Annotated in this window: 18 protein-coding genes; 11 read left to right on the top strand and 7 right to left on the bottom strand. The window is 44.3% G+C overall.

The genetic code is table 11. The annotated features are described in order from the left end of the window. The first annotated feature begins 225 nt into the window (after positions 1-225). The 4 genes from NHH16_RS07110 to trhA all read left to right on the top strand — a co-directional run bounded on the left by NHH16_RS07110 (position 226) and on the right by trhA (position 2,619). On the top strand, positions 226-630 hold the full coding sequence (locus NHH16_RS07110; RefSeq protein WP_262068896.1) for a Fur family transcriptional regulator: 405 nt from the start codon (positions 226-228) through the stop codon (positions 628-630). A 14-nt stretch (positions 631-644) separates the two neighbouring features. Next, a complete protein-coding gene (locus NHH16_RS07105; protein WP_262068895.1) occupies positions 645-1,190 on the top strand; it encodes an NADH peroxidase in 546 nt (181 codons plus the stop codon). A gap of 77 nt (positions 1,191-1,267) precedes the next feature. Then, positions 1,268-1,804, top strand: a complete 537-nt coding sequence (gene rbr, locus NHH16_RS07100; RefSeq protein ID WP_262068894.1) for a rubrerythrin — start codon at positions 1,268-1,270, stop codon at positions 1,802-1,804. A 158-nt stretch (positions 1,805-1,962) separates the two neighbouring features. Then, positions 1,963-2,619 (top strand): PAQR family membrane homeostasis protein TrhA, encoded by a 657-nt coding sequence (gene trhA / locus NHH16_RS07095; RefSeq protein WP_262068893.1) that lies wholly within the window; start codon positions 1,963-1,965, stop codon positions 2,617-2,619. Between the two features lie 13 nt (positions 2,620-2,632). Here trhA and NHH16_RS07090 read toward each other — a convergent pair whose 3' ends face one another. From NHH16_RS07090 to NHH16_RS07070, 5 genes are all read right to left on the bottom strand, one after another. After that, positions 2,633-2,932 (bottom strand): GIY-YIG nuclease family protein, encoded by a 300-nt coding sequence (locus NHH16_RS07090; protein WP_262068892.1) that lies wholly within the window; start codon positions 2,930-2,932, stop codon positions 2,633-2,635. Further along, on the bottom strand, positions 2,916-3,533 hold the full coding sequence (locus tag NHH16_RS07085; protein ID WP_262068891.1) for a hypothetical protein: 618 nt from the start codon (positions 3,531-3,533) through the stop codon (positions 2,916-2,918). Before NHH16_RS07085 ends, NHH16_RS07090 begins: the two co-directional genes overlap by 17 nt. Positions 3,534-3,537: 4 nt before the next feature. Next, positions 3,538-6,000, bottom strand: a complete 2,463-nt coding sequence (locus NHH16_RS07080) for a glycogen/starch/alpha-glucan phosphorylase (protein ID WP_262068890.1) — start codon at positions 5,998-6,000, stop codon at positions 3,538-3,540. A gap of 28 nt (positions 6,001-6,028) precedes the next feature. Then, entirely contained in the window at positions 6,029-9,157 is a 3,129-nt protein-coding gene (ileS, locus tag NHH16_RS07075; protein ID WP_262068889.1) for an isoleucine--tRNA ligase, read from the bottom strand. A gap of 303 nt (positions 9,158-9,460) precedes the next feature. Next, positions 9,461-10,771 carry a D-alanyl-D-alanine carboxypeptidase family protein gene (locus NHH16_RS07070; protein WP_262068888.1) on the bottom strand — a complete coding sequence of 437 codons (1,311 nt, stop codon included), beginning with the start codon at positions 10,769-10,771 and terminating at the stop codon, positions 9,461-9,463. Between the two features lie 103 nt (positions 10,772-10,874). On the opposite strand from NHH16_RS07070, the gene NHH16_RS07065 reads away from it, so the two are divergent. Genes NHH16_RS07065 through NHH16_RS07035 form a run of 7 tightly spaced genes read left to right on the top strand, consistent with a single transcriptional unit; the run spans position 10,875 to position 15,698 of the window. Beyond that, positions 10,875-11,852, top strand: coding sequence for a transglutaminase-like domain-containing protein (locus NHH16_RS07065; protein WP_262068887.1), 978 nt, complete (start codon positions 10,875-10,877; stop codon positions 11,850-11,852). Positions 11,853-11,885: 33 nt separating this feature from the next. Next, complete coding sequence (locus tag NHH16_RS07060; RefSeq protein ID WP_262068886.1) at positions 11,886-12,935, top strand: type II secretion system F family protein; 1,050 nt, start codon at positions 11,886-11,888, stop codon at positions 12,933-12,935. Positions 12,936-12,950: 15 nt separating this feature from the next. After that, a complete protein-coding gene (locus tag NHH16_RS07055; protein ID WP_262068885.1) occupies positions 12,951-13,295 on the top strand; it encodes a hypothetical protein in 345 nt (114 codons plus the stop codon). Beyond that, on the top strand, positions 13,285-13,773 hold the full coding sequence (locus tag NHH16_RS07050) for a DUF4860 domain-containing protein (RefSeq protein WP_262068884.1): 489 nt from the start codon (positions 13,285-13,287) through the stop codon (positions 13,771-13,773). Before NHH16_RS07055 ends, NHH16_RS07050 begins: the two co-directional genes overlap by 11 nt. Then, the gene (locus NHH16_RS07045) at positions 13,766-14,164 is read left to right on the top strand and encodes a hypothetical protein (protein WP_262068883.1); all 399 of its coding nucleotides are present in this window, start codon (positions 13,766-13,768) and stop codon (positions 14,162-14,164) included. The genes NHH16_RS07050 and NHH16_RS07045 overlap by 8 nt, the downstream gene beginning before the upstream one ends. Next, positions 14,161-14,619 carry a hypothetical protein gene (locus tag NHH16_RS07040; protein ID WP_262068882.1) on the top strand — a complete coding sequence of 153 codons (459 nt, stop codon included), beginning with the start codon at positions 14,161-14,163 and terminating at the stop codon, positions 14,617-14,619. Before NHH16_RS07045 ends, NHH16_RS07040 begins: the two co-directional genes overlap by 4 nt. A 20-nt stretch (positions 14,620-14,639) precedes the next feature. Next, the gene (locus NHH16_RS07035; RefSeq protein WP_416389388.1) at positions 14,640-15,698 is read left to right on the top strand and encodes a type IV pilus twitching motility protein PilT; all 1,059 of its coding nucleotides are present in this window, start codon (positions 14,640-14,642) and stop codon (positions 15,696-15,698) included. Between the two features lie 49 nt (positions 15,699-15,747). Here NHH16_RS07035 and NHH16_RS07030 read toward each other — a convergent pair whose 3' ends face one another. Next, the gene (locus NHH16_RS07030) at positions 15,748-18,297 is read right to left on the bottom strand and encodes a sensor histidine kinase (RefSeq protein ID WP_262068880.1); all 2,550 of its coding nucleotides are present in this window, start codon (positions 18,295-18,297) and stop codon (positions 15,748-15,750) included. 13 nt (positions 18,298-18,310) lie between these two features. Then, the gene (locus NHH16_RS07025; protein ID WP_262068879.1) at positions 18,311-19,006 is read right to left on the bottom strand and encodes a response regulator transcription factor; all 696 of its coding nucleotides are present in this window, start codon (positions 19,004-19,006) and stop codon (positions 18,311-18,313) included. Positions 19,007-19,310 lie beyond the last annotated feature (304 nt).

The following is a 19,310-nucleotide window of genomic DNA, read 5'->3' as shown; positions in this document are numbered from 1 at the left end:
ATAATGTGGATAACTTCGCGAAAATTCAATTTTATCCACCTTTTTCGTTCCTTTTTCTGTGGATAACTTGGATAAGTCTCTTTTTTGTTTTCCCTTTAATTTTTCTTTATTTTTGTAGTTTTGCACATGGACTACAAGTGTAAATAGTCTAACCTAATGCTTGACTTTTCTTTATCTAGAATCTATAATAATAGTAATCGTTATTATTATTCAAGGAGGGTACTTATGCCGACTCTAAAATTTAGTCGTCAGCGAGAAGCCATTAAAGGATATCTTGCTGGTACAAAAGAACATCCTACCGCTGATACCGTTTACGCAGAGCTAAAAAAGGACTACCCTAACATCAGTTTGGGAACCGTCTACCGCAATCTAAATCTCTTAGTCGATATGGGAGAAATCATTAAGATTCCTACTAGCGACGGCGGTATTCGGTTTGATTTTGATGTTTCGGATCACTGCCATTTAATTTGCGAAAAATGCGGGCGGGTTGAGGACATAAGTCTTGATGAAAGCATTATTTCCTCAATTAACGATCAGGCGCAGAGCACCTATGACGGTCTTGTGAAGGATCACGAGATTCAGTTTTTCGGGCTTTGCAAACACTGTCTAGAAGAGACTAACACACAATAAGGAGGATTTTTAAAATGAAAAAATTTATTTGCACAATCTGTGGATACGTACACGAGGGAGACACCGCACCTGAGGCCTGTCCACAATGTAAGGCACCAGCAGAAAAGTTTAAAGAGCAGGTAAGCGGCGAGAAAACTTGGGCAGCTGAACACGTTGTCGGCGTAGCTAAAGGCGTTTCTGAGGATATCATCAAGGATTTGCGTATGAATTTTGAAGGTGAGTGTTCCGAAGTTGGTATGTACTTAGCTATGGCTAGAGTTGCTCACCGCGAGGGTTATCCGGAAATCGGTCTATACTGGGAAAAAGCTGCTTGGGAAGAGGCTGAACACGCTGCTAAATTTGCTGAACTGCTGGGCGAAGTGGTAACTGATAGCACGAAGAAAAACCTAGAAATGCGCGTAGATGCCGAAAACGGCGCAACTGCTGGTAAATTCGCCTTAGCTAAAAAGGCAAAAGAGCAAAACCTAGATGCCATTCACGATACTGTACACGAAATGGCAAGAGACGAAGCTCGCCACGGCAAAGCTTTTGAAGGATTACTTAAACGATACTTTAATTAAAGTTTATACTTATTTAATTGAAAACCGTATTTTCTTGTCCTATAGTATTAATAGACAAATAAAGAGGAGGTAACAATATGTCAAAATACGCAGGTACTAAAACAGAGAAGAACTTAAATGAGGCCTTTGCCGGTGAATCAATGGCACGTAACAAATACGATTATTTTGCTTCCGTTGCTAAAAAAGCAGGTTATGTACAAATTCAAAACATTTTTATGGAAACTGCTATTAACGAAAAAGAGCATGCGAAGTTATGGTTCAAGGAACTTGAAGGTATTGGCGATGTTCCCGCTAACCTAGAAGCTGCTGCCGCTGGCGAAAACTACGAATGGACAGATATGTACAAACGTATGGCAGAAGACGCTAGAGCAGAGGGTTTTGATGATTTAGCAGCTAAATTCGAAGGCGTTGCCCTTGTAGAAGCAACACATGAAAAGCGTTATCGTAAGCTTCTTGAAAGCTACAATAACGGTACTACCTTTAAAGGCGATGCTCCTCTTGGATGGAAGTGTGGCAATTGCGGTTATATCCATAATGCAGAAGATGCTCCTGAGGTCTGTCCGGTATGTGCACACCCACAAGCATACTTCGAAAGACAAGTGGTTAACTACTAAGCAACAAGAAAAAGTAAAGAGAGATACTTTTAAGGACTCTACTGGGGTAGGGTCCTTTTTTTATGCAAAAACGCTTGCACTTCTCTTCTGTATGATGTATTATCTTTTTATACATCATGTAGTTTTGATTACTACGTATCGAAAGGAGATGTTTTTTGATGGGTGCTAAACTAGATAAATACATTAAAGACCCAGGTAGTTCAATTACTCATTTAATCGGGCTCATCCTCGCTCTTGGGGGCATGATCCCTCTACTTATACGCGCTAGCAAAGTGGATTCTCTCTCACTCCTAGCCGTTACTATTTACGTAATCAGTCTTATCTTACTCTACGCCGCTAGCACGACTTATCATACCTTCGATCGTTCTGAACGAATCAATCGAATCCTCAAGAAGTGTGATCACATGATGATTTGCGTACTCATCGCCGGGACGTATACTCCCGTTTGTCTCATTGTTCTTCGGGGCCGCTTAGGTTATATCATGCTAGCGATTATTTGGTGCTTTGCCCTCGTTGGTATTATTCTGAAGGCCTTCTGGGTCTACTGCCCTAAGTGGGTATCCTCCGTCCTCTATATCGGCATGGGCTGGACCTGTGTCCTCGCTTTTGCACCATTAATAAAAGCCCTCGATACCAGTTCCTTTATCTGGCTCCTGGCAGGGGGCATTATCTACACGATCGGCGGCATCATCTACGCCTTAAAACTTTCTATTTTTAACAGTAAGCATCAATACTTTGGCTCACACGAAATCTTTCATCTATTCGTGATGGCTGGCAGTATTTGCCACTACATCTTCGTCTGGAAAATCCTTTAGGGAGGTCGTTTTTTCAAAAAACGACCTCCCCAATTAAGAAAAAGTGTGTCCCCAACGAAAGCTTCTCCGTGCGAGTAAGCTTTTTTATTTGGCATTCTCGTTTCATTGCCTCTTCTTTTGTGGGGTATTCTTCGTAATACCGAAGTTTTACCGGTCCTCGGCCTTTTGTATATTTTGCTCCACGCCCTTCGTTGTGAGCTTTTATGCGTTTCTCTAAATCATTGGTCCAACCGGTGTAAAGCGACTGGTCCTTACACTCAAGAATATACACATAATTCTTGCTAGAGGTCTTATCTTTATACTGCTGTGCCATTGGCTTCCCTATTCCTGATCATAAATAAATAGATGGCGGTGTATAAGGGGATGAATAATCCCATAACCCCGTGAAACACTGCATGAGTATCGGTAGTAAAGGCGCTATATATACGGCGATTCACAAGGGCTGTCAAAGCAGAATTAATCCCACCGATAATTAGATTCACTAAAATCAAAAGCACATACATTACGAGCAGAAGAATAACCATGTGGCCGCCTAAGTAACTAGCCCAAGCGCTAGGATCTGTCATTCTCGTCGAACCCGCTAGCCCTAGGAGACTACCGAGAAGGATGGCATATACGATAGCCACAAAGATACCGGAAATAATGCTACCAAATATGGGTAGGAGAATCATCCAAAGACCTGGGTGTTTCATCTCCTTTTTTGCCACCTTAAGAGGCCCGCAGAGCTCGCCTTGAAAATACGTACGGGCATAGGGAATAAAAGCCAACCAAGGGTTTTCAAGGCCTCTTCTTTTTCCTAGCGTATAAAGCCCTACCCCCTTTAAGATATACGAAAGTAAACCACCTAGCATAAGCACTACTATTACCACTAGATAAAGAGCTACAAACATCATTGCAAAGCGTTCTTCATTCATAAACTTACTTCCCTTCTACTTGAATTTTCTGCGAGTGCCAAATATCTCTTACATACTCCTCGATCGTTCGATCCGAAGAAAACTTACCACTACAGGCCGTATTCATCATGGCCATCCGCGCCCACGCACTTTTATCCTTGTAAGCGGCGACTGCTGCCGCTTGCGCTTGGCGATAGGAGTCAAAATCTTTCAAAATAAAATACTGATCTGCTCGTCCGCTTTTATTTGTAAGTAAAGAATCATAAATATTACGGAACATTTCCCGGTCCCCCCCAGCAAAGGTACCGTCTACTAGCTGGTCAATCACCTGTCTAAGCTTAGGATCACTATTGTAGATATCCTGCGGATTATAGCCACCGTGGTTTTCGTACTGAATGACTTCCTCAGACGAAAGGCCAAAGATAAAGGCATTCTCAGCCCCAACCGCCTCCACAATCTCCACATTGGCACCGTCCATCGTGCCGATGGTCACCCCACCATTCATCATAAACTTCATATTGCCGGTACCGCTAGCTTCCTTAGAAGCTGTAGAAATCTGCTCACTTAAATCCGCAGCAGAGAAGATAATCTCGGCATTGGAAACCTTGTAATCCTCAATAAACACTACCTTGATTTTACCATCTATACTAGCGTCGTTATTAACCACTTCCGCCACCGAGGTAATGAGCTTAATAATCTCTTTCGCCCGAATATAGCCAGCTGACGCTTTCGCTCCAAAGATAAAGGTCCGCTTTTGCACCTCTTGCTCCGGATTTTCTTTAATCTGATTGTACAGATAGATAACGTGTAAAATGTTAAGCAGCTGCCGCTTATATTCGTGAAGCCTTTTAACCTGGATATCAAAAAGAGACTCTGGATCGACCTCTATCCCATTATGCTCCTTAATATACTGAGCTAAGCGAATCTTGTTCTGCTTCTTAATCTCTATAAAATCAGACTGAGCCGCTGGGTTATCTACTAAGGCTTTAAGCCCTGCTAGTAAATCCAGATTTGTGGCCCACTCTGTGGTTTTAAGCTCGAGAGTAATCCAATCCGATAGCCAAGGATTCGCATGCATTAGGAAACGCCGCTGGGTAACCCCGTTAGTCTTATTGTTGAATTTATCCGGCATCATTTCATAAAAATCTTTTAGTTCCTGATTTTTAAGAATCTCTGTATGTAAGGCCGCCACTCCATTGACGGAGAACGACGCCACAATGGCTAGATGTGCCATGCGCACTTGCTTATCGTAGAGAATGGCCATCCTCGCTACCTTCTCTTCATTACCTGGATAGCGGGAACGAACCTCTGCTACAAAACGGCGATCGATTTCCTGAACGATTTGGTACACTCGTGGAAGCAATCTTTCAAATAAATCAATTGGCCACTTCTCAAGCGCCTCTGACATAATCGTGTGATTCGTATAGGCTACACATTTCGTCGTAATACCCCACGCTTCTTCCCAGCTTAAATGCTCCTGATCAAGAAGTAAGCGCATCAGCTCAGCGACAGCTACCGTCGGGTGAGTATCATTCATCTGGAAAACCACTTTGTCTGGTAGTGTAAAAATAGAAGCACCCGTCTTTTTAAACTTCTGAAGGGCAGATTGCAAGCTAGCCGAGATAAAGAAATATTGCTGCTTTAAGCGCAACTCTTTACCGGCGATATGATTATCATTGGGATAAAGCACCTCCACAATATTCTTCGCGATATTCTCCTGTTCTACGGCCTTATGGTAGTTTCCACTGTCAAAGGAATCTAGATTAAAGTTCACAATTGGTTCGGCATCCCAGATACAAAGGGAGTTTACCATGTGGTTGCCGTAGCCCACAATTGGTATCTCATAAGGCACTGCCTTAACTGACTGGTAATTCTCCTGGATAAAGCAGTCATCACCATTTGCATCCTTTTCAAAATGAATCGTTCCCCCGAAGCGAACCTCTTGGGTAAAGTCCGGACGACGCAGCTCAAACGGATACCCATCCTTTAGCCAATCATCTGGAACCTCTCTTTGATAGCCATTTTCGATTTTTTGCTTAAACATACCGTAGCGATAGCGGATACCACAGCCGTATGCTGGATAACCGAGGGTGGTTAAAGACTCTAAGAAACAGGCAGCTAGGCGACCTAGCCCGCCGTTTCCAAGGGCCGGATCCGGCTCCTGATTCTCTAAGGCATTTAGATCAATCCCCATTTCCGCCAAGCAATCTTCCACTTGACGGTAGGAATTCATATTAATCAAATTATTTCCTAGAGCTCTACCGATGAGAAACTCCATCGATAAATACACCACCGTTTTCGCCCCTTGTTCCTTAACGGCCTTCTGGGTGCTAATCCAATCGTCCATAATCACTTCTTTAACGGCGTAAGAAACCGCTTGAAACAGTTCTTGCTGTGAAGCCTCCGCAATCGTATGGCGATACAATAGCTTTAAGTTACTTTCTACTTCTTCTTTAAATTTCTTTTTGTCTAGTCTCTTATCAAACATTATGCCTCCCGTAAAACACTCTCATTTTTTATACTTTTTCTACACCTAACTCTACATCTTCATCGTTAATCTTCCAGGCTTTCACAAAACCTTTCGGGGCCTCGTGGCTAACTGTAGCACACATAGTCTCTTCCGCAATAAATTCCCCATTGCGGGTAAATATATCAACAATCTTGTCATTCCCTTCATACGTTAAGAGAATCTTATCCATGACTTCAAAGTCCGCTTCCTTTCGCATGGTCTGAACCTTACTGATGATTTCTCTAACGAAACCTTCCTCTAAAAGCTCTTCCGATAAGTGGGTATCGAGAACCACGGTAATGCCATTGTCGCTTTCCGAAACAAAGCCCTCCATCTGGGCGTTCTCAATTAATAAGTCCTCTTTAAAGAGGGTCACTTCTTGACCATTCACGGGGAACTTAATCGCTCCCTCTCGGTTAAGTTCATCCATGGCCGCATTGCCATCAAGCTCTGTTAGCGTCTGTTTGATGCCACCTAAAAGCTTTCCGTATTTCGGCCCCACCGTCTTTAACTGGGGCTTGAAGCTATAAGAAGCGTAAGCACTCACATCTTCTTTAAAGAGCACTTCTTTCACATTCAACTCTTCGCTCACGATATCCTTGTAAAAATCCGAAAAGCTAAAGGGCGCCTTAATAAACATCTGACCAATCGGTTGACGATTCTTGATGTTCGCGGTGTTGCGACAAGCCCGGCCCATAACCACTACTTTTAGTACCCGGTCCATATCCGCCTCTAATTGCTGATCCACAAACTCCTGGTGATACTCTGGGTAATCACAGAGGTGAATACTTTCTGGCATCCGCTTATCGATATTTCTTACAAGGTTTTGGTAGATGTCTTCCGTCATGAAAGGAATCATCGGTGCCGCCACCTGACATACGGTCACTAGGGCAGTATAAAGGGTTTGATAGGCGTTAATCTTATCCTGCTCCATACCTTTGGCCCAGAAGCGCTCTCTTGAGCGGCGAACGTACCAGTTACTCATGTCATCCACAAAGCTCTGGAGCGCTCTTGCTGGCTCGGTAATCTTGTAGTTCGCTAAGTCCTCGTCCACTTCCTTAACCAGGGTATTGAGCTTTGACAGAAGCCACTTATCCATAACCGGCAGCTGCTCATAATTAAACTCGTATTTTGTGGGATCGAAGTTATCAATATTGGCGTACAAGACATAGAAGGCGTACGTATTCCAGAGGGTTCCCATAAACTTGCGCTGACCTTCCAGTACAGCTTGTCCGTGGAAGCGATTCGGTAGCCAAGGCGCACTATTCACGTAAAAATACCAGCGAATCGCATCGGCTCCATACGTCTCTAAGGCTTCAAAGGGATCCACCGCATTTCCTTTAGACTTGCTCATCTTCTGGCCTTTTTCGTCTTGGACGTGGCCGAGAACGATGACGTTCTTATAGGGTGCTTTATCAAAAAGTAGGGTGGAAATCGCCAGTAAAGAGTAAAACCAACCTCTGGTTTGATCTACCGCCTCACTAATAAAGTCGGCAGGAAACTGCTTTTCAAAAAGCTCTTTATTTTCGAAAGGATAGTGATACTGGGCAAAAGGCATCGCTCCTGAGTCAAACCAGCAGTCAATAACTTCTGGCACCCGGTACATCTGCTTTTCGCAAATCGGACAAGGGATTGTTACCTCATCGATGTATGGGCGGTGGAGCTCAATGTCATCTGGGCAGTTATCAGAAAGCTTCTTAAGCTCTTCAATACCGCCAATGGCGTGTTGGTGTCCACATTCACATTGCCAGATTGGCAGTGGCGTCCCCCAGTAGCGGTCTCTCGAGATGCCCCAGTCCTGGACGTTTTCTAGCCAATCACCAAAGCGACCCTTCCCGATATTCTCAGGGATCCAGTTAATGGTATTGTTGTTTTTAATCAAGTTCTCTTTAACGGCGGTCATCTCGATAAACCAAGACTCCCGTGCGTAATAAATAAGCGGTGTATCACAGCGCCAGCAATGGGGATAGCTATGTTCAAAAACTGGAGCGGCAAATAAAAGCCCGCGATTTTCTAATTCCTCTAAGATAAGGGGATCGGCTTTTTTGACAAACACTCCGTCAAACGGCGCCCCTCCTGACATTTCGCCCTTACTATTAACAAGCTGAACGAAAGGCAAGTGGTATTCTCTCCCCACCTTGGCATCATCTTCACCAAAGGCCGGCGCAATATGAACAATGCCCGTACCGTCAGTCAAGGTAACGTAATCGGCGCAAGTAAAGAAGAAGGCTTTTTTATTCGCTTTATCCGCAGCTATTTTCGCCCCTTCAAAGAGGGGTTCATATTCCTTACCTTCTAGCTCTTTTCCCGTAAAGGTTTCTAATACCTCATAGGGCATCTCCAGTACCTGCTCAAGGAGAGCACTGGCCAAATAGTACACCTTACCGTCATCCGCTTTCACTTTTGCATACTCTTCCTTGGGATTCGTACAAAGAGCTAAGTTAGAAGGCAGCGTCCACGGGGTGGTGGTCCACACAAGTGCATACGCATCCTCGTCTTTGATTTTAAATCTGACGATGGCTGATTTTTCCTTAACGTCTTTATAGCCCTGAGCCACTTCTTGAGCGGATAGAGGCGTGCCGCAGCGCGGGCAGTAAGGCACCACTTTAAAGCCTTTATATAAGAGACTCTTGTCCCAGATTTCTTTTAGTGCCCACCACTCGGATTCAATATAATCGTTGTCATACGTGACATAAGGATTCTCCATATCCGCCCAGAAACCAACGGTATCGGAAAAATCCTCCCACATGCCTTTATAACGCCAAACGCTTTCTTTACATTTTTTAATAAATGGCTCGAGACCAAATTCTTCGATTTGATCTTTTCCATCGAGTCCTAACTCTTTCTCCACTTCCAGTTCTACCGGCAAGCCATGAGTATCCCAACCGGCTTTTCGCGGCACTTCATACCCTTTCATCGTCCGGTAACGGGGAATCATATCCTTGATAACGCGAGTTAGCACGTGACCGATATGAGGCTTACCATTTGCGGTCGGGGGCCCGTCGTAAAACATATACATCTCCTGGCCTTCCCGCTGCTCCATACTCTTTTCAAAGATTTCGTTGTCTTTCCAAAATTTCTCTACCGCTTTCTCACGGTCTACAAAATTTAAATCCTTCTGCACTTTGTCGTACATAACTTTCCTCCTTAATGAAAAAACTCGCCCTAATCTAAAATTAGGACGAGAAAAATATCGCTTATAAACCACCTAACATACTATCATATGCCTTCTCCGTAACGTGAGAAGAATCCGCCGCTTACTACTTGGCCCTGCCTTTGGCAACCGGAACTCAGAAGTGATGTTCACTCGTTACATACTAACATCAGGCTCACACCGTCCCTGACTCGCTTTTGCTTTCTGCATCGACCTACTGTCTTCGTCATAGTCTTTTTCATAATATCTTCCTATTATAGTAAAAAAAAGGCTATACGTCAAGGGTTACCGCCTGTGGTGTCGTCTTCTGCGCCTTCCTTTTCGCCTTCTTTTCTGTCTTAAAATCGCCCCGCCTAAAAATAGAAGTATCAGTACCAGTACGGCTCCTATAGCAATTAGGATAATCGTCTTCCCCATCGAAGTTTTCGCTCTCGTCTTTCTAGAAGTGTCCGGCGTTTCCTCGGCATCACTATCCTTACTGGGAGTTTCAGCTTTTTTTGCACTGGTCTTCGTTCCCACTAGCTGACCTTTATAGAGGTAGTTTGTGGTCATCGTCCCATTAGGGTTTTTTACCTCTTCCAGACTCACCTCTTCGGCGGACGCGTCCTTTGGTAAGACCACTTCCGCTCCTAGGGCTTCAGTCTTTTTAAAGTTGGCAAAGCTATATTCTAAGAGACTCTTCGTATCTGCGTAAGAATTAGCGCCATAGGTATGAAGCACCACACAGATTAAGCGCATGTTACCATCATCAGCTACGGTAAACAAGGTACTCCTCGCCGAATCCGTATAACCTGTCTTTCCAGCGATGACCGGCTCATAATAATCCTCAGCCGAGGGCCAAAGCATCATATCCCCTTGCCAAAGATTCAGCTCGACGCAGGTCTCGGTGGCGGGAATCTGACGCTCTAGAGTCTGGCTCAAGGTGAAGTACTCCGGATACTTACATAACTCGCGGCCAATGATAGCCATGTCTCTAGCCGTCGTATAGTGATTCTCGTCATGAAGGCCGTTGGTGTTCACAAAATTAGAATTTAAACCTCCTAGTTCCTGACACCGACGGTTCATCTCTTCGATAAACCACTGGTAATCGTGACCGGCGTTCTTCCCTACATTCTCGCCCACCGAGTACGCTGCTTCATTAGCTGAGGCCAGTAAGGTGGCTAGTAGCGCTTCTTCCATCGTCAGCACGTTCCCGGTCTTTAGCCCTACATGGGTATACCCGACGGGGACCGAGTACTCACACTCTTCCGAGATGGTGACAGAATCGGTCGGTTCACTATTTTCAAAAGCGATTAAGGCGGTGAGCACTTTTGTAATACTGGCCGGAAATTCTTTCTCATCAATATTCTTGCCGTAAAGAATCGCTCCCGTATCCGCATCCATGACGATGGCACTACGGCCATGGGTAGCAGGTCCTACTGGCCAATCCGCAATATCCGCTGTCTCCGTCGGCATTTTCAGGGCGCTTTCCTCTAGCTCCTGCAAGGTTCCCTCTTCCGCCATTCCATCGATAGGTTCTGCTGCCTGCACTAGCTGCGAAGGAAAAAGGAGTATTATCATCATCATAATCGCTATAGACTTGTACTTTTTTGTCATTTTTAACACATCTTTCATATACCACATTCTGGTTGCTTGACTATACTCTGTCTCACACATTATAATTGAAAGGAATTACGATTGCAACGAAGGGAGACTTTTAATGAAGAAACTATCCATTTTCATATTGATGCTTGTGCTATCTTCATGCTGCCTCCTAAGTGGTTGCGGAAGCGATAAGGCCGACGGCGGAGGCACTTCTTCTGCAGGAGGCAATAATCCGGATACCGGGAATTCACCTGAGGAGAAACCTACGGGTCCACCTCGTGATAATACCCCTCACGTATATGTTCCCGAAGCTAGTGGCACACTAATCTACGGCAACGAGACCGTCACTTATGATGCTTCTCATGTGGACCAAGGCTATGTAATGGTTAACTACATGGGTAATAACCCTAAAGTTCGTTTGCAGATGTTTGCTCCGAATGGTGCCGAATATCTCTACGTTATCGAAAATACCGGCGGCTTTGAAACCTTTCTCTTTCCAGCTGGCAATGGCAGCTACAAATTGCGGCTAATGGAAAGTACCGAGAACGATAAATACCTAGTGGCCTTTACCCAAGATATCGAAGTGACCCTAGCAGACGAATTTCTTCCCTTTTTATACCCCAATCAATACGTAAATTTTACTCCTGATTCGGCGGCGGTGCAAAAGGGCAGCGAACTGGCGAAAGACTCCTACTCGGATATCGAGACCGTGGAAGATATCTACCACTTTGTAGTAGAGAATACGGAATACGACCGGGAAAAGGCGAAAAATGTTAGCTTCGGTTACCGGCCAAATCCCGATGAGACCTTAAGTACCGGAAAAGGCATTTGCTTTGACTACGCTTCGCTGATGACCACAATGCTGCGATCCCAGCGAATTCCTACCCGCCTAGAGGTGGGTTATGCCGGTGAAGTCTATCACGCCTGGATAAGCACTTACATAGAGGACGAAGGCTGGATTGATAACATCATCCAATTTGATGGCGAGACCTGGTCTTTGATGGATCCCACCTTCGCTGCGAGCAGCGATAATGAGACGTTAAAAGATTTTATCGGCGAAGGCGGAAATTACGTCATCGAGTTTACCTATTAGTGACGAAGAAGAATGAGAAAGAGAGGAACTTTCATGAATACACAGAAAATAGCGCCTTTATCAAACCAAGAGGTATCGGCCTTTTGCTCCCAAATGAGTATGATTCTACAAGCGGGCATCTCTTCTACTGAGGGGCTTGAACTCCTCCAAGAAGACTGCGCCAGTAGCGGCGAGCTAGCACTCCTAAAAGTTATTCAGGAGCACTTTACCAAGACCGGGAGCATGTACGAGGCCCTAGCAAGTGCCAACGCCTTTCCTAACTATATGCTACACATGGTGGAAATCGGTGAACAGACTGGAAAGTTAGATACGGTCTTTGAAGCCTTATCTTCCCACTACGACCGAGAAGCTTCTATTTCTCAAGCAATCAAAAATGCCGTCACCTATCCGGCGATTATGATTACCATGTTAGTCGCCGTAATCCTCGTCCTGATTATTAAGGTCATGCCTATTTTCAATCAAGTCTTTCTGCAGTTAGGCAGTGAAATGACCGGATTCTCCAAAGCGATTTTAGCTTTCGGACAGGGTATTAACCGCTATGCAGTGGTGCTTGTGGTTATCGTTGTCATCCTGGTGGGGTTAATTCTCTTCTTTGCCGGAACTAACAGGGGACGGCAAATGTTCTCCCGCTTTGCTTCTCGCGTGCCTTTTCTAAAAAACACCATGGAGCGAGTAGCGGCTGGGCGCTTTGCTAGTGGCATGTATTTAACCCTTAGCAGCGGCCTTAATCCCGAAGAATGCTTAGAGATGACGGCTAAATTAACGGATAATCCGCTTTTTTCAAAGAAGGTAGAAGAGTGTAAGACGGAGGTAGAAGAAGGGGTTCCCCTTTCGAAAGCACTTCTAAGCACCGGGATTTTCTCCGGTCTGTACGCAAAAATGACCTCCATCGGCTCTCGGACAGGCTCCCTTGACGAGGTGATGGATCAGATTGCCGATAAATATAACGAAGAAATTGAACAGAAATTTATTAATATTATCAATACCCTTGAGCCGACGCTCGTGATTATCCTTTCGATCGTGGTCGGACTGATACTACTTTCGGTCATGTTGCCACTGATGGGAATCCTCTCAAGTATCTAGAAATTGGAGAATGCTATGAAAGCACGTTTTGTAACGTCTAAAACGGAATCACCTTTTAAAAATATCATAATCTCCGTAGCCATCTTCGTGGTGGTCCTATTTGGCTTTTGGTTCTTAACGGAAAAGCTGGATAAGCGAACCACTGCCGAGGAAGCTGTACGCTTAGAAGAAGCCCTTAGTAGAGGCGTTGCTCAGTGTTACGCCCTAGAGGGATCTTACCCTGAAAGCCTAGAGTATTTAAAAGAACACTACGGAATTAGCTATGACGCGGACCGGTACATCGTTCACTACTCGGTACGGGGCCAAAATATTGCGCCTTCCGTTACCATTATTCCCCGGGAGGTGCCAGATGAAGAATAATCAGAGCAAGCATATGATCGAAATGATCTTCCCTATCGTGTTGTTTTTCGTCTTTGTGGTCTCCTCCGTGATCTTAGTGGTAATCTCGGCTGATTTTTACGGGCGAAACACTTCGGAAATTCAGGCCAAAGGCGAGAGCCGTACCGCGCTTTCCTACCTGACCACCAAGTTTCGGCAAAACGATAGCGGTGGCCAGATTCAGATTACCGAAATCGAAGGCACCGATTGCCTTACCTTTAAAGAAGAAGGAGAGGTTAGCGATTACTATACCTACATTTATCTCCACGATGGCAATCTCATGGAACTATTTATCAGCGACGGTGTAGACTTTTCTCTCGCTGACGGTACCACGATTATGCCCCTCCACTATCTATCCATGACGGAAAGCGAAGATGGTCTTTTCACTTTCGAAACCATTGACGCTAGGCAAATACGCTGCCACGTTACCTTAGGAGAAAGGAGTGAGCACGATGAATAAACAACTTCGGGGCCGCTCCGGTACCTTTTTAATGGAATTTATCATTGCTATTTGTTTCTTTACCGTGGCCTGCGCCATTTGCTTGCAGGTCTTCGTAAAGTCGCACCTAATCAGTAATGAAAGCAAAGCCTATGATTTTGCCGTTAGCGAAACCACCAGCTTAGCTGAAGAACTACGCTTAGGTAAAAAGATAGCGTCTCCACTTTACTATAACGATTTGCTCGAACCCTGCGAAAAGGGCCAGCATACCTATGAAATTCTGGTGGAGGAAGGCACTAGCGAGGATCTCCCTACGTATCGACTGAGTGTCTATCACGACGATCAGAAGGAACCTCTCTATGAACTTGAGGTTGCCCATTATCAAAAAGCGAGGGGAGGGCTCAAACGATGAATAAAAAAAATGCCCCCATCTCTAATATGGGAACCATCTCTCTGGTCATGATCTTTATGGTGCTCTGCTTAGTTATTTTTTCCATCCTTTCTCTTTCAGGTTCCTTAAGCGACTTTAATATGAGCAAGGAAGCCGCGAATAAAAGCAAAGCTTACTACCAAGCAGAAATCGAAGTCACCAAGACCTTAAAGAAAATCGATGAGGCTTGCGAAAAGTCGCTAGCTACTGGTAGCGCCCTCTCTTTAGAGACTCTTGAAGGAAACGTTACTACCCAGGAAGATAGCGACGCAGTTACCTTACTGATTACCGAAAAGATAAACGACAAACTTCACTTAGAAGTCACTCTGACTATGAACGAAACGGGTCATGACGAAGATGGATATTATACGATTACGTCCTGGAAGGAAGTCCCTTCTAATACCTGGACGGAAGATGACACTTATAAGCTGATGTAGAAAGGCGAAAAGCGAAAATGATAAATGCAAACGAACTATTTGATAAAGCCGTCGAAATGGAAGGCTCCGACCTCTTTGTGGTGGCGGGTCTCCCGGCAACCATTCGCGCGGCCGGTAAATTAGAACACATCGGTACCGAGAAGCTTACCGCTTCGGACACCCGAGCTTTGGTAGAGCAAATCTATACCTTAGCTGGGGATCGCTCCTTAGAGAAACTCCTTCATACGGGTGATGACGACTTCTCTTTTGCGATTCCTGGGCTTTCAAGATTCCGGGTTAGCGCTTATAAACAAAGAGGAGCGCTTTCGGCGGTTATTCGTACTATCGCCTTCTCCCTACCGGCAGCGGCTGAACTGGGAATTCCAGCCAACATTATGAACTGTACGGACTTCTCAAAGGGTCTTGTGCTGATTACCGGACCGGCAGGCAGTGGAAAATCAACTACCTTGGCCTGCTTAATCGACCAGATTAACAAAACGGAAGAAAAGCATATTATTACGTTAGAAGACCCTCTAGAATACCTACACCGGCACGAGAAAAGTATCGTCAGCCAGCGAGAGATTAACGCCGATACCAATAGCTATATCACCGCCCTGCGCGCGGCGCTTAGACAAAGCCCTGATGTGGTCCTTCTTGGAGAGATGCGAGACTACGAGACCATTCAGGTCGCCATGACTGCTGCCGAAACCGGTCACTTGATTTTCTCGACTCTCCATACACTAGGAAGCGCCAATACCATCGATAGAATTATCGATGTTTTCCCCGCTTCCCAGCAGGCCCAAATCGCCGTTCAACTCTCCATGGTTCTTCAGGCGGTTATCTGCCAACAGCTTGTACCTACAGTAGACGGGAAAATGGCACCGGTCTTTGAACTAATGACCGTAAACCAAGCCATCCGTAACATGATTAGGGATACCAAGATTCCCCAAATCGATGGCATTGTCTACTCCTCTACCACTGAGGATATGATGTCCATGGACTCAAGCCTTCTAAAGCTTTATAATGAAGGTCGCATTACCGCAGAGACGGCGCTAACCCACGCGACCAATCCCGAAATGCTTAAACGGAAATTAAACTAAAGGTCTAAAAAGGACAAGGTCTAAAACGCGACCTTGTCCTTTTTGGTTCTTATTTGATGATTGGAAAACTAATAGTTACTTTAAAGAGGTCCCCATCGAGGTTGATTGTAAAGGTACCGCCTTGGAGTTCAGTTAGACTCTTCGCAATGGATAAGCCTAGACCACTGCCCTCCTTACTCCTGGAAGCATCCCCTCTTATAAAGCGCTCCGTTAACTCATCAGGGGTAATATTAAGCTCCTCTTCCGAGATATTTTTAAGGCTAAAGTACGCTCGCTGGTCTTTCACTTCTAAGTGAGAGTATACCCGTGTTCCTGGCTGGGAGTATTTCACCGCATTATTGTAGATATTTTCAAGCACCCGCCAGGTCTGTCTGGAATCTAAGCGCACCACCACTTCGGTCTCTGGAAGGCTAAGGATCTCCGTTAGCTTACGTGACTCTAAGCGCTCAGCGAATTCTCCACTAGTCTGTTGGATTAGCTCCACTAAATTAATGTTCATATACTCAAGATTAACATTTCCTGAGCTGGCCTTTGAAGCCTCCACTACATCTTCAGTCAAGGTCTTTAGACGCATGGCCTTTTCCTCTAATATATCTAAGTACTTCACTAGCTTAGGATCAGTAAAATTCTCCTGCTTTAACAGACCAATGTAGTTAATAATCGATGTAAGCGGTGTCTTAATGTCGTGGGATACATTCGTAATCAAATCCGTCTTCATCCGCTCACTGCGAAGACTTTCTTCTACTGCCTTATCAAGTCCTTCGCCAATATTATTGATTTTCTCCGCAATCTCTAGCTGCTCTCCTTTTAGAAACTGGTATGGAATCTTGTAATTCAAATCCCCGTCAGCAATCCGCTTAATGCCCTTATGAATCGCCGCTCTTCCGAGAGTCGTTCGTACCAAATATACAAGGCCGGCGATTTCTGCTACTAACATCACCACTGGCATGGACGAAGTGCCTGCACCTAAAGTCACCCAATGAATCAAAACAAAAATCACGAAGAGAAGTACCGTACGCCAAAGAATGTTTACATGACGGAAGGCTATCTGTACTAAATTCACCAAGTATTTCAGAATACTATTTTTCCAAAGGGTTCGTCCCTTAATCCGGCGAACTAAGGACAAGTACCCTGCTAAAAATAGACACATACTGGCAAAGAAGATGATTACCCATACGAGAGAAACCGAATGGTTGGCCACTGCATATCCAGAACTCGTCGTGGAAAAGCCATACTGAGAACCGATGGCTGCTACTACAAAGGCTTCTGCCCCGATAACTAAAACGGCTGCTAGTTCTGTCTTTAACCGGTCAAACATATTTAAATGCAATTCTTCATCCCTAGAACGACGACCAGATACTACCGTTAGCCATAACACACTAACCAGCGTGCCCACGAGACCTAAGATGAAAAATATGGTGTAATCACCAGCTTGACGGTAAAAGCTTTTATAGACTTCGCTTTGCTCGTAGTAATTGTCTTTGACAGGGTAATCCCCATCAACAGCCAAGGCAAGCGTAAAGTCCTTATCCTTGTAATCATCGCCCATAAGTTCTTTTGCATAGCTCATCCACTCCGTGGCCGATGCCTTTTCTATATTGGTATCAAAGTCCTTAAGTCGCGGTTTGACAATTACGTACTTTGCACTTCTCCCATTGCCGATTTCTTTAATCTTGTCGGGATTGTTCTTCAGGCTCTCATCATTTGTCTGCATAATCCCATCGGTTTTATTTGCATAGACGTACGTAAGATTCGTATCGCCCTGGCGGAAGTTCTCCTCCATATACGTAAGGCCACTGCCCGCTTGTCCAAAGGAGTCAAGAGCGCTTCCTAGCATTTCGTACATTTCCTGGAGCTTGCCATTCCATTCAGGCTCTGTATTAGCGATTTCTAATATTGATTTGCCACTAATGGTTTTATACTCCTCGGCATATGTTACCCCGGTAAACATCCAGATTTTTTTATAAATCTGGGCATTATCTTTGCCGTAGACACTAGCTCCTTCGTTGGCATAGACGAAGTCATCAAAGGAATAATACCCCTCCGGGTCTTCATTATACGTGTTATCCTGACCAAAGCTAAATGTGTAATCCTCTTCCTTCACAATATTATGAAAGTCAGCTACCGTAAAATACTGATAGCTATCATCCGCCTTCTGACACACAATTACAGATGGCCCCTCCGGAATCGTGCTTTGCATTTCGTACATAAGCTCATTATAATGAGTCATCGTATACCCATTCATTGATCCCCAAGCTAATAAATCGGCAATTCGGTAAGAAAATCCACTTTCGTCCTTTTTAGAAAACTCGCCTGTCTCCGAATACTTTTTTAAATCTAAGAGCTCGCCAGCCTCTTCCTTTTCTCGAAGCACTCGCCCCTTTATGCCCTGAGCAATCGTACCCGAGTCACTGCTTAAAAGCTCTTTAAAGCGACTGGATTCTTCGAATTTTGCCACCCGCGTTGTCGGCAAAAGAGAATCTGTATCCTGAGCGTTTAAGCCAAACCACACGAAGCTGGTGATAAACATCGTTCCACAAATAATCGCTAGGATTACGAGACTCGCTTTCGTAACACCAGCTTTATACCATTTCTTCATTTTATGCTCCCTTCTAGAGCTTTTCTACCTTATAGCCCAAACCCCAGACTACTTTTAAATAGCGAGGGTCTTTGGGATTAATCTCAATCTTCTCCCTGATATGGCGAATATGCACCGCTACCGTATTATCCACACCGATGGCATCTTCATTCCATATACTTTCATAGATTTGGTCCGTAGAAAACACTCTCCCCTGATTCTTAACTAGCAATAGTAAAATATTGTATTCTATTGGTGTTAGACGAATCAACTCGCCATCAACACTTACCTCTTTCAAGTCGTCATTAATCGACAGACCACCTGATGAATAGATTACACTTCCCTCTGTCTTCATTTCTGAACCGAGCTTCGTAAAACGCCGCAGCTGGGATTTCACCCTTGCTACTAACTCTAGAGGGCTGAAGGGTTTCGTGACGTAATCATCGGCCCCTACATTAAGACCTAGTATTTTATCCGCATCTTCAGATTTTGCAGATAAAATAATAATCGGCATATTGTTCTCTTCTCTTATTTTAAGAGTAGCCCGTATTCCATCTAACTTTGGCATCATCACATCAATAATTAGAAGATTTATCGTCTCTTCCCTCAATACTTTTAAGGCCTCCATGCCATCATACGCCTTGTAGATAGTATAGCCCTCTTGCTCTAAGTAAATGCCAATTGCCTCAACGATTTCTTTATCGTCATCACATACTAATATATTTGCCATAATTCATCACCTCCCTTACATGATACAAGATTATCATCCACTTTTTAAGAGAAAGATTGGTAAATTATTAAGATTGTCTGAATATGGCATCTTTAGATGTTTTTAGTAACAATAATAATTACTATTTTTAAGTTTTCTTTAAGGAATTTCACTTTTGTTTAATAGTTCAATCAAACTTTAGACATAATTGGCCCCTATAATAGTAATCAAGATAGATAAGAAATTATCTATCTCCCCCCTCATAAAGTTGCATCAAAAGATGCACACTTTACTCTCATTCCTTTAAATAACTATAAGTGAAAGC

Origin of the sequence: Ohessyouella blattaphilus (genome assembly GCF_024721265.1) — a bacterium.
In the GTDB taxonomy this organism is placed as follows: Bacteria; Bacillota; Clostridia; order Lachnospirales; family Lachnospiraceae; genus Aequitasia; species Aequitasia blattaphilus_A.
Note: the sequence above shows the minus strand (reverse complement) of the source record. Positions and strands in the feature narration are given on the sequence as shown.